12 protein-coding genes and 1 pseudogene are annotated in these 8673 nt (G+C 73.0%); 11 read left to right on the top strand and 2 right to left on the bottom strand.

Annotated elements, in window-relative coordinates:
- The 6 genes and pseudogenes from ABD308_RS33470 to ABD308_RS33450 all read left to right on the top strand — a co-directional run.
- Positions 1 to 242: pseudogene (locus ABD308_RS33470) on the top strand (hypothetical protein); the annotation flags it as partial.
- Between the two features lie 133 nt (positions 243 to 375).
- The gene (locus tag ABD308_RS33465) at positions 376 to 1092 is read left to right on the top strand and encodes an LmeA family phospholipid-binding protein (protein ID WP_344343427.1); all 717 of its coding nucleotides are present in this window, start codon (positions 376 to 378) and stop codon (positions 1090 to 1092) included.
- A gap of 235 nt (positions 1093 to 1327) precedes the next feature.
- Entirely contained in the window at positions 1328 to 1408 is an 81-nt protein-coding gene (locus tag ABD308_RS39810; RefSeq protein ID WP_350517234.1) for an Ms5788A family Cys-rich leader peptide, read from the top strand.
- A 250-nt stretch (positions 1409 to 1658) separates the two neighbouring features.
- A complete protein-coding gene (locus ABD308_RS33460) occupies positions 1659 to 2492 on the top strand; it encodes a sulfurtransferase (protein ID WP_344343430.1) in 834 nt (277 codons plus the stop codon).
- Between the two features lie 40 nt (positions 2493 to 2532).
- Entirely contained in the window at positions 2533 to 2823 is a 291-nt protein-coding gene (locus tag ABD308_RS33455; RefSeq protein WP_344343425.1) for a DUF1416 domain-containing protein, read from the top strand.
- 62 nt (positions 2824 to 2885) lie between these two features.
- Complete coding sequence (locus tag ABD308_RS33450; protein WP_344343423.1) at positions 2886 to 3158, top strand: DUF3099 domain-containing protein; 273 nt, start codon at positions 2886 to 2888, stop codon at positions 3156 to 3158.
- Here ABD308_RS33450 and ABD308_RS33445 read toward each other — a convergent pair.
- Positions 3152 to 3520, bottom strand: coding sequence for a DsrE family protein (locus ABD308_RS33445; protein ID WP_344343422.1), 369 nt, complete (start codon positions 3518 to 3520; stop codon positions 3152 to 3154). The two genes, ABD308_RS33450 and ABD308_RS33445, sit on opposite strands and share 7 nt — an antisense overlap.
- 293 nt (positions 3521 to 3813) lie before the next feature.
- On the opposite strand from ABD308_RS33445, the gene ABD308_RS33440 reads away from it, so the two are divergent.
- The 3 genes from ABD308_RS33440 (at position 3814) to ygfZ (ending at position 5963) form a co-directional block, all read left to right on the top strand.
- Positions 3814 to 4416 (top strand): heme-binding beta-barrel domain-containing protein, encoded by a 603-nt coding sequence (locus ABD308_RS33440; protein ID WP_344343420.1) that lies wholly within the window; start codon positions 3814 to 3816, stop codon positions 4414 to 4416.
- 100 nt (positions 4417 to 4516) lie between these two features.
- Positions 4517 to 4981, top strand: a complete 465-nt coding sequence (locus tag ABD308_RS33435) for a Fur family transcriptional regulator (protein WP_344343418.1) — start codon at positions 4517 to 4519, stop codon at positions 4979 to 4981.
- A gap of 19 nt (positions 4982 to 5000) precedes the next feature.
- On the top strand, positions 5001 to 5963 hold the full coding sequence (ygfZ, locus tag ABD308_RS33430; protein ID WP_344343428.1) for a CAF17-like 4Fe-4S cluster assembly/insertion protein YgfZ: 963 nt from the start codon (positions 5001 to 5003) through the stop codon (positions 5961 to 5963).
- A gap of 4 nt (positions 5964 to 5967) precedes the next feature.
- Here the strand turns inward: ygfZ and dtd are convergent, their stop codons facing one another.
- Complete coding sequence (gene dtd, locus ABD308_RS33425) at positions 5968 to 6408, bottom strand: D-aminoacyl-tRNA deacylase (protein WP_344343416.1); 441 nt, start codon at positions 6406 to 6408, stop codon at positions 5968 to 5970.
- 520 nt (positions 6409 to 6928) lie between these two features.
- On the opposite strand from dtd, the gene ABD308_RS33420 reads away from it, so the two are divergent.
- Entirely contained in the window at positions 6929 to 7510 is a 582-nt protein-coding gene (locus ABD308_RS33420) for an RsiG family protein (RefSeq protein WP_344343414.1), read from the top strand.
- Positions 7511 to 7589: 79 nt separating this feature from the next.
- A complete protein-coding gene (locus ABD308_RS33415; RefSeq protein ID WP_344343412.1) occupies positions 7590 to 8549 on the top strand; it encodes an asparaginase in 960 nt (319 codons plus the stop codon).
- Positions 8550 to 8673 lie beyond the last annotated feature (124 nt).

Raw genomic sequence — 8673 nt, 5'->3', positions numbered from 1 at the left:
TCGCCGGAGTGCTGCCCTCGATCGCCGACTCGCTCGCCACGACGGTCGCGGCGGTCGGCCTGGGCCTCGCCGTCGGCGCGCCGCCGTTCCTGGGCGTGGCGGCCGGTCTCGGCGCGCTGATCGGGCGCCGGGTGGCCGGGTACGACTTCCCGTCCCGGTTCGTGCACATGACGGCGGGCGTGGCCCTGCCGCTGGCGGTCGCCGCGCCGCTGGTCTGGATCGCCACCGCGCTGCTGGGCTGAGCGCCGCGACGTCNNNCGGAACCATGTTCCGGGGCGGGACGTCGTACGGTCGTGCGGAAGCGGCCGCTGCGGAGCGGCCCGATCCGCCGGAGCGCCGGCGGGGGACGGCGACCGGCGACCACGGGGGAGAGCGATGCGGGGCTGGCTGAAGGCGACGATCGGTGTCGTGGTGCTCTCGGGGGTGCTGGTGGGCGCCGACCGGATCGCGGTCGGCGTCGCCGAGGACGAGGCGGCCGACCAGATCCTGAAGAGCGGCCGGATGAGCCGGAAGCCGGACGTGTCGATCGAGGGCTTCCCCTTCCTCACCCAGGTCGTCTCGCGGAAGCTGGACGAGGTGCGGATCTCCTCGGACGGGCTGACCGTCGGCGAGGGCAAGGACGAGGTGGCCCTGCACGCGTTCCGGGCCACGCTGTCCGGGGTCGAGGTGAGCGGCAACATGAGCAGCGCCACCGTGGACCGCGGGAGCGGCTCGGGGCTGATCACCTACGCGGACCTGTCCCGGCTGCTGCCGCCGGCCTCCGAACTGGTGCCGAACGTGGGCCGGCTCTCGCTCGGCGGCGCCACCCGGCTGAGCCTCTCCTACGGCGGCCCGGGCAAGATCAGGGCCTCGCTGGGTCCGTTCCCGGTCGGCGACGCCGCGGTGCACAGCAAGGACAACACGGTGACGGTGGACGGTTTCCGGCTGAGCGCGATGGCCTCGCTGCTGGCCGGGGTGTCCGACCAGCCCCTCGACCCGATCAGCTTCACCCTCTCCGAGCTGCCCGCCGGGCTGAACCTGTCGTCGGTGACGCCGCAGGAGGACGGCCTCCAGCTGGGCTTCGACGGCGAGGACGTCAAGCTCATCGGCTGATCCCGGTGCGCTCCCGCCACCCTTCCGCCGTTCCGCTCCGCGAGACGCGCTGTCCAGCGCGGGTCGCGGAGCGGTGCCGTTCCCGCCCCCTGACCGGTCCCCGCGCCCCCGCCGTCCGGGCTCCGGCTGGTTCCCGACGCCCATGAAATGGTCAAATCCCAGCATGCGAGCCGCTGGGTCTCACCATTCGATACGCTGATGACAGCGGGCGCCGGGTGTCCCTAGCATCGTCCGCATGAAGCGACAGACGGACCTCACCAAGCGGCGGGCGGTAGACCTGTGCCGCGTGGCCGCCTGTCTGTGTCGAATGCGCTAACTCGGCGTCCAGGCAGGGCAGTTGCCCCCGTCGCCGATTCTTTCCGGTGACCGCCCGAGGCCTCCTTGGCCGGGCGTCGCCGCCGTACTCCGCCACGCACCGCCCGGTCGGCCCGCGCACCGCCTCCCGTCCCACTATTCGGACAGGAATTCGGACCGGTGGCCGACGGGCGACCCGCACCACCGCTGAGCAGCAGCACCCGAAGCAGCGAGCACCTTCCGCCAACCGCCCCCGGATGGAGAACATCACCATGAGCCGCAGCGACGTCCTGGTCGACGCCGACTGGGTCCAGGCCCACCTGGACGACCCGAAGGTCGTCATCGTCGAGGTCGACGAGGACACCACCGCCTACGAGAAGAACCACATCCGCAACGCGGTCCGGATCGACTGGAAGAGCGACCTGCAGGACCCGGTCCGCCGCGACTTCATCGACCAGGCCGGTTTCGAGGCGCTGCTCAGCGCCAAGGGCATCGCCAACGACGACACCGTCGTCCTCTACGGCGGCAACAACAACTGGTTCGCCTCCTACGCGTACTGGTACTTCAAGCTGTACGGCCACGGCGACGTCCGCCTGCTCGACGGCGGCCGCAAGAAGTGGGAGCTGGACTCCCGCGACCTGGTCGTCGAGGTGCCGCAGCGCGCCGCGACCGAGTACAAGGCGCAGGCCGCCGACTCCTCGATCCGCGCCTTCCGCGACGACGTGATCGCCGCCATCGGCAGCCTCAACCTGGTCGACGTCCGCTCGCCCGACGAGTTCTCCGGCAAGCTGCTCGCCCCGGCCCACCTCCCGCAGGAGCAGTCGCAGCGCCCCGGCCACGTGCCGACCGCGCGCAACATCCCGTGGGCGAAGAACGCCAACGACGACGGCACCTTCAAGAGCGACGACGAGCTCAAGGCCCTGTACGAGGCCGAGGGCGTCGACCTGGCGACGGACACCATCGCGTACTGCCGCATCGGCGAGCGCTCCGCGCTCACCTGGTTCGTGCTGCACGAGCTGCTCGGCCAGGAGAACGTGAAGAACTACGACGGTTCCTGGACCGAGTACGGCAGCCTCGTCGGCGTGCCGATCGAGCTCGGCAACTGAGCCACCGGCTCCAGGCGCAAGGCAGAAGGGAAACAAGACAATGTGCGGTGCGAAGGCCGGCGGCCCGGACCTGGCAGGAGTTGACGTGGCGAACGAGACGATCATCCAGGGTTCGGTGACCCGTGACGGCGAGCCGGTCAACGGCTACGTCCGACTGCTCGACGAGAACAACGAGTTCACGGCCGAGGTGCCCACCTCGGCGACCGGCCAGTTCCGGTTCTTCGCCCGCCCGGGCAAGTGGACCCTGCGCGCGCTCATCCCGGGCCAGACCGTGGACCGCCAGGTGGTCGCCTCCCAGGGCAACCTGACCGAGGTCGCGATCGCGGTCTGATCAGCGGAACGACGTGACCGGGGGCCCTGCCGAGCGGGGGCCCCCGGGCATACCGTGGAGAGGTGAAGTCCCGCCGGCGGCGCCGCTACTACTACGCCATGATGGGCGTCTGCCTGGGCCTGTTCGTGCTGGCCTGGGGAGCGGTGCGGTTCGTCTCCGTCCCGGCCGCCGTGGGCATGTGCGTGGTCGCGATGGTCATCCCGCCGGCGGCGGCGGTGTTCGCCAACCGGCGCGACCCCGAGGACGACTGGTGGGACGACCCGCGCTGGGAGGACCCGAAGTGGGACGACCCCGGCCACGACCGGGACCGCCCCGACCACGAACCCCGTCAGTAGACGAGCGCCTGCACGCCGTCGGCCATGATCTCGCTGACGAAGACCTGCGCGCCCGCGATCCGGACGCCTTCGAGGGTGTCCCGCTGCTCGATCCCGCGCCGCGCCGCGCACTGGGTGCACAGCGTGAGCGTGCCGCCGGCCAGCACCGACTCCAGCAGGTCCGGCAGCGGCGCCGCGTGCGGCAGCTCGAACTCCGCCGCCCGCCCCGGCAGGGCGAACCAGGCCGACTCGCCGGTCAGCCAGAGCGAGACCTCGATGCCGCTGGCGACGGCCACCGCCGCCACCGTGAACGCCTGCGAGCACCGCTCGGGGGCGTCCGCCCCGGCGGTCACCTTGATGACGAGCTTCTTCTTCTGGGACATGCCGCCACCTTAGGTCGAAACAGGGGCCCGGATCGCCGACGTGGTGGGGCTCACCGAGACCCGTCGACACCCTCCGGATAGAGTGAGCGGCAGCAAAATCCACCACACTGTCGCCGCAATGGGAGCCCCCCGTGTCCGGTCTGGAAATCTTCTTCGACGGTCTGCTGGCCCTCATGGCCGTGCTGATCACCTGGTTCGCCATCTTCTCGGTGATGAAGCTCTACCAGGGCCAGCGCTGAGCGCCACTGCCGTACGGTTGAAGAACCCCCGCACCGACGACAGCGACCAGGAACATGATCGAGATCCCCTCTGACCTCCACAAGGACGTCGTCCCGCTCGCCTTCCTCCTCGGCACCTGGGAGGGCGCGGGCGTCTACGCCCCTCTGCCGGGTGAGGGGGGCCCGGGCACCGAGAAGTGCAACTTCGGCCAGGAGATCGTCATCCGCCACGACGGACGGCCCTTCCTGGAGTTCCGCTCCCGCACCTGGGTGCTGGACAACGAGGGCGAGAAGGTCCGCCCGCTGGAGAACGAGCACGCCTTCTGGCGCGTCACCAGCAACCAGCACGGCACCAGCGGTGCCCGCGGGGTCGAGATCTCGTCCGTCCGTGACGACGGCACGGTGGAGATCTGGTACGGCGAGCTGGCCGACGGCAAGCCGCAGATCGACGTCTCCACCGACGCGGTGGCCCGGATCGAGGGTTCGCCGGAGTACTCGGGCGGCAAGCGGCTCTACGGCTTCGTCAACGAGGAACTGCTCTGGGTCGGCGAGAAGGCCGCCCCGAACGTTCCGCTGCGTCCGTACATGTCCGCCCAGCTGCGGAAGGTGCTCTCGCCGGCCCAGCTGATCAAGGACATCAACGACCTGCCGGACGACGGCATCGCCTTCTTCAAGTAGGCGCGGGCGCCGGCAGCGGCGCGCACGCGGGTAGGGACCGGCCCCGGGCCGGTCCCTACACTTGGTCCAGGACCCCCGACGTTTGGCAGGGAACAGGACCGTGGCGGACACCGGCACCACCGACTGGCAGCTCTCCGGCGACTGGAAGGCCGACCTGCGCGAGCGCGGGTACCGGCTCACTCCGCAGCGGCAGCTCGTGCTGGAGGCGGTCGACGCGCTCGACCACGCCACCCCGGACGACATCCTCTGCCACGTCCGGCAGACCGCCAGCGGCGTCAACATCTCCACCGTCTACCGGACGCTGGAGCTGCTGGAGGAGCTGGGCCTGGTCTCGCACGCCCACCTCGGCCACGGCGCCCCGACCTACCACCTGGCCGGCCGTCACCACCATCTGCACCTGGTCTGCCGGGACTGCGAGAAGGTCACCGAGACGGCCACCGAGATCGCCCAGCCGCTGATCGACAGCCTCCGCGCCCAGCACGGCTTCGACACCGACCTCAAGCATTTCGCCATCTTCGGCCGCTGCGCCGACTGCACCGCCGAGCGCGCCGCGGGGCGGTCGTAAGCTTGCCGGTATGACCGGTCTGAAGAGTCCGCTGCTTGCGCTGCCCGGAGCCGTCCCCGCCGAGGGAACCGACGAGGGCGTCGCCGCCCATTACGGCGACCTCTTCCGCGAACAACGGAACCTCTCCCAGGGCGCCGGCTTCGTGGACCTCTCGCACCGCGGCGTGATCACCGTCACCGGCGAGGACCGGCTGAGCTGGCTGCACCTGCTGGTCACCCAGCACGTCAGCGCGCTGCCGCCGCAGCAGGCCACCGAGGCGCTGGTGCTCTCCCCGAACGGGCACGTCGAGCACGCCCTCTACCTGGTCGACGACGGCGCCACCACCTGGGCGCACGTCGAGCCGGGCACCCAGGAGGCGCTGGTCGGCTACCTGGAGAGCATGAGGTTCATGTACCGGGTCGAGGTCGCCGACGCGACCGCCGACTACGCCGTGGTCCACCTGCCGGCCGGCTCCACCGCCTCCGCCGAGGGCGCGGCGGCCGTCCGCGAACTGCCGTACGGGCGGGACCTCTTCCTGCCGCGCGCCGGGCTGGCGGAGCTGACCGCCGCCTACGGCCCGGCGGCGGGCGTCTGGGCGTACGAGGCGCTGCGGATCGAGGGCCACCGGCCCCGGCTGGGCTTCGAGACCGACCACCGCACCATCCCGCACGAGGTGGACTGGCTGACCAGCGCCGTCCACCTGCAGAAGGGCTGCTACCGGGGCCAGGAGACGGTGGCCCGGGTGCACAACCTGGGACGGCCCCCGCGCCGGCTGGTCTTCCTGCACCTGGACGGCACCGAGGAGGTGCTGCCCCCGCACGGGACGCAGGTGCGGCTCGCCTCGGACCCGGAGGGACGGGCGCTCGGCTTCGTCACCTCCTCGGCGCGCCACCACGAGCTGGGGCCGATCGCCCTGGCCGTCGTGAAGCGCAACGTCCCGGTGGACGCGGTGCTGCTGGCCGGCACGGTGCCGGGCACCCAGGACGTGATCGTCCCGCAGTAGGGGCTCAGACCTCGACGATGACGGTGAACGGGCCGTCGTTCACCAGGGCGACCTTCATGTCGGCGCCGAAGCGCCCGGTCTCGACCTTGGCGCCGAGCGCGCGCAGCCGGGCGACCACCTCGTCCACCAGCGGCTCGGCGACCGGGCCGGGCGCGGCGGCGTTCCAGGTCGGGCGGCGCCCCTTGCGGGCGTCGCCGTAGAGCGTGAACTGGCTGATCACCAGCAGCGGCGCGCCGATGTCGGAGCAGGACCGCTCCACGCCGTTCTCGTCCGCTTCGAGAAGCCTGAGGGTCCAGAGCTTGCGCGCCAGCTGGGCCGCCTTCTCCGGGGTGTCGTCGTGGGTGGCGCCGACCAGGACGCAGAGCCCGGGCTCCTCGATCGCGCCGACGGTCTCGCCGGCCACCGTCACCCTGGCCTCGGTCACTCGCTGCACCACTGCTCGCATGCGGCCATTGTGCCGGAGCCGTCGGGGGCGTGAGCAGGCTCCCGGGGGCGCTTCGAGCCAGAGTGCACGCCGGGTGGCGTGCGCCTGCGCGCACCACGGCGGCGTTCTCCCTGCGAAAAGCTTCGGTCGTATCAGCCACCCCTCTTCGCCAGGGGGCCGTTCGGGTGCACGGGCGGTGCGGCGGCGCCGGGCGGGGTGGCACGCTGGGGGACCGTACGAGGACGGGCCCGCCGCTCCGCCGCACCAGGCGGGGCCGGTCGGCGCGTCCGAGGTCCGGGGCGCCGAGGTCCGCCGCGCCGGGCCCGGTTCGGCCGGGCGGCCGAGCCGGTAGGTCAGGCGTTCTGGTCGTGTCGCCCCGGAGGGTGGCCACGGCCGGGGGCGGGAACCTTCGTGGGCGTCCGGGCGTGCCTCCGGACGGGAACGCGCCATCGGCGCGCGCGGCGGTTGACGGGCCGGACCGGCGGCAGGCGACGGGGCGCCGCGAGCGGGTGGGATCGGGACGACGGCAGGTGGTTGGTTGATGGACGCGATCAGCGCGGCGCAGGACCGGTACGGGCGGCCGTCCGAGGGGCTCGGGGCCGAGCCGGACCTCGGACGGTTGGGCCTGGACCAGCTGCGGACCCTTCGCCGGGAGACCCTGGAGCAGGAGGCCGACCTCTCCTACCTGCGGCGGCTGCTGCACGGCCGGATGGACATCCTGCTCGCCGAACTGGACCGCAGACCCGGTGCGGGCGCCGCCCGGCCCGCCGACACCGCGGAGCCGGCCGGCGCCCTGCTGGAGCGGCTGCCGGCCATCCTGACGGACACGCCGTCCACCGTCCGCCGCTCGGCCCGGCACGTCACCCTGGGGCCGCCGCGCGGGCAGCAGTCCCAGCTGGAGGCGGACGCGCTGATGGGCGACGTCCAGTTGGCCGACCTGGCCGCGCACCCCGCCGAGGAGCTGCTGGCGGCGCTGGAACGGCTGCGGGCGCACGAGCGGGAGGTGTCCGGGCGGCGGCAGCGGCTGCTGCGGACGGCGGACGGCTGCAACGCCGAAATCACCCGCAGGTACCGTGATGGGGAAGCACGGGTCGACGACCTGCTCGCAGGCGGCCCGCTCTGACAGGTGCGAGGGCCGCCCGGGGGCGGGGGACGGGCCCGGCTCGCCCCCGGTTCACCCTCACCTCCGGAAGGCTTTCGCCATGTCCAATTCCGCCGCCCTGCCCGTGCTCGCCGAAGTCGTACGCTCGGGATTCGTCGAGGGCCGGCACCACGGCTCGCTGGTGCTGCTGGCCGCCGACGGCTCGGTCGAGTTCGCGCTGGGCACGCCGGACGCGCCGGTCTTCCCGCGCTCCTGCGCCAAGCCGTTCCAGGCGGTCGCCGCGCTGCGGGCCGGGCTGGCGATCGAGGGGGAGCTGCTGGCGCTGGCCGCCTCCAGCCACTCCGCGGAATCGTTTCACCTTGACGGCGTGCGGCGGATCCTCGCCGGTGCCGGGCTGGACGAGTCCGCCCTTCGCACCCCGGCCGACCTCCCGCTCGACGACCTTGAGGCGGAACTGCACCTGCGCTGGGGCGGCGACCGCGAGCCGATCCTGATGGACTGCTCCGGCAAGCACGCCGGCTGGCTGGCCGCCTGCGCGGCCAACGGCTGGCCCACCGACAGCTACCTCGACCCGGAGCACCCGATCCAGCGGCTCGCTCGCGAGGCCCTGGAGGAGTCCGCCGGCGAGCCGGCCGCGCACGTCGGGGTGGACGGCTGCGGCGCGCCGCTGCTGGCCGTCGGCCTGACCGGCCTGGCCCGCGCCTACCGCGCCCTGGTGCTGGCCGAGCCCGGCACCCCGCAGCGCCGGGTCGCCGACGCGATGCGGGCGCACCCCGAGTACGTGGCCGGCACCCGCCGGGCGGACACCCGGCTGATGCGGGCGGTGCCCGGCGCGCTCGCCAAGATGGGCGCGGAGGCCGTCCAGGTGGTGGCGCTGCCGGACGGGCGGGCGCTCGCCTTCAAGATCGACGACGGTGCCGAGCGGGCCCGCGGCCCGGTGCTGGCCGCCGCGCTGCGCCGCCTCGGTGTGAGCACCGGCGACGGCACGCTGGAGCGGATAGCCGCCGCCCCGCTGTTCGGCGGCGGCGCCCGGGTCGGCGAGGTGCGCGCAGCCTTCTAGTCGCCCGCTCGCCTCCGGGGCGCTTGGACCCGGTGCCGACGGTCGGCGGGCGCGGCGCCACCTCCTTCGTCGGCGGCTTGGCCCTTCGCTCCTACTCGCCCGCTCGCCTCCGGGGCGCTCCGAC

The sequence above is a fragment of the Kitasatospora putterlickiae genome (genome assembly GCF_039527695.1).
Taxonomy (GTDB): Bacteria; Actinomycetota; Actinomycetes; order Streptomycetales; family Streptomycetaceae; genus Kitasatospora; species Kitasatospora putterlickiae.
The sequence above is the reverse complement of the archived record's forward strand: the minus strand, read 5'-3'. Positions and strand labels throughout refer to the sequence as shown.

What these genes read in the sequence shown, in the direction of transcription:
- ABD308_RS39810 (WP_350517234.1), top strand. Translation starts at nt 1,328, where the DNA reads ATGAAGCGACAGACGGACCTCACCAAGCGGCGGGCGGTAGACCTGTGC.
- ABD308_RS33415 (WP_344343412.1), top strand. Translation starts at nt 7,590, where the DNA reads ATGTCCAATTCCGCCGCCCTGCCCGTGCTCGCCGAAGTCGTACGCTCG.
- ABD308_RS33445 (WP_344343422.1), bottom strand. Translation starts at nt 3,520, where the DNA reads ATGTCCCAGAAGAAGAAGCTCGTCATCAAGGTGACCGCCGGGGCGGAC.
- ABD308_RS33460 (WP_344343430.1), top strand. Translation starts at nt 1,659, where the DNA reads ATGAGCCGCAGCGACGTCCTGGTCGACGCCGACTGGGTCCAGGCCCAC.
- dtd (WP_344343416.1), bottom strand. Translation starts at nt 6,408, where the DNA reads ATGCGAGCAGTGGTGCAGCGAGTGACCGAGGCCAGGGTGACGGTGGCC.
- ABD308_RS33455 (WP_344343425.1), top strand. Translation starts at nt 2,533, where the DNA reads ATGTGCGGTGCGAAGGCCGGCGGCCCGGACCTGGCAGGAGTTGACGTG.
- ABD308_RS33465 (WP_344343427.1), top strand. Translation starts at nt 376, where the DNA reads ATGCGGGGCTGGCTGAAGGCGACGATCGGTGTCGTGGTGCTCTCGGGG.
- ABD308_RS33440 (WP_344343420.1), top strand. Translation starts at nt 3,814, where the DNA reads ATGATCGAGATCCCCTCTGACCTCCACAAGGACGTCGTCCCGCTCGCC.
- ABD308_RS33420 (WP_344343414.1), top strand. Translation starts at nt 6,929, where the DNA reads ATGGACGCGATCAGCGCGGCGCAGGACCGGTACGGGCGGCCGTCCGAG.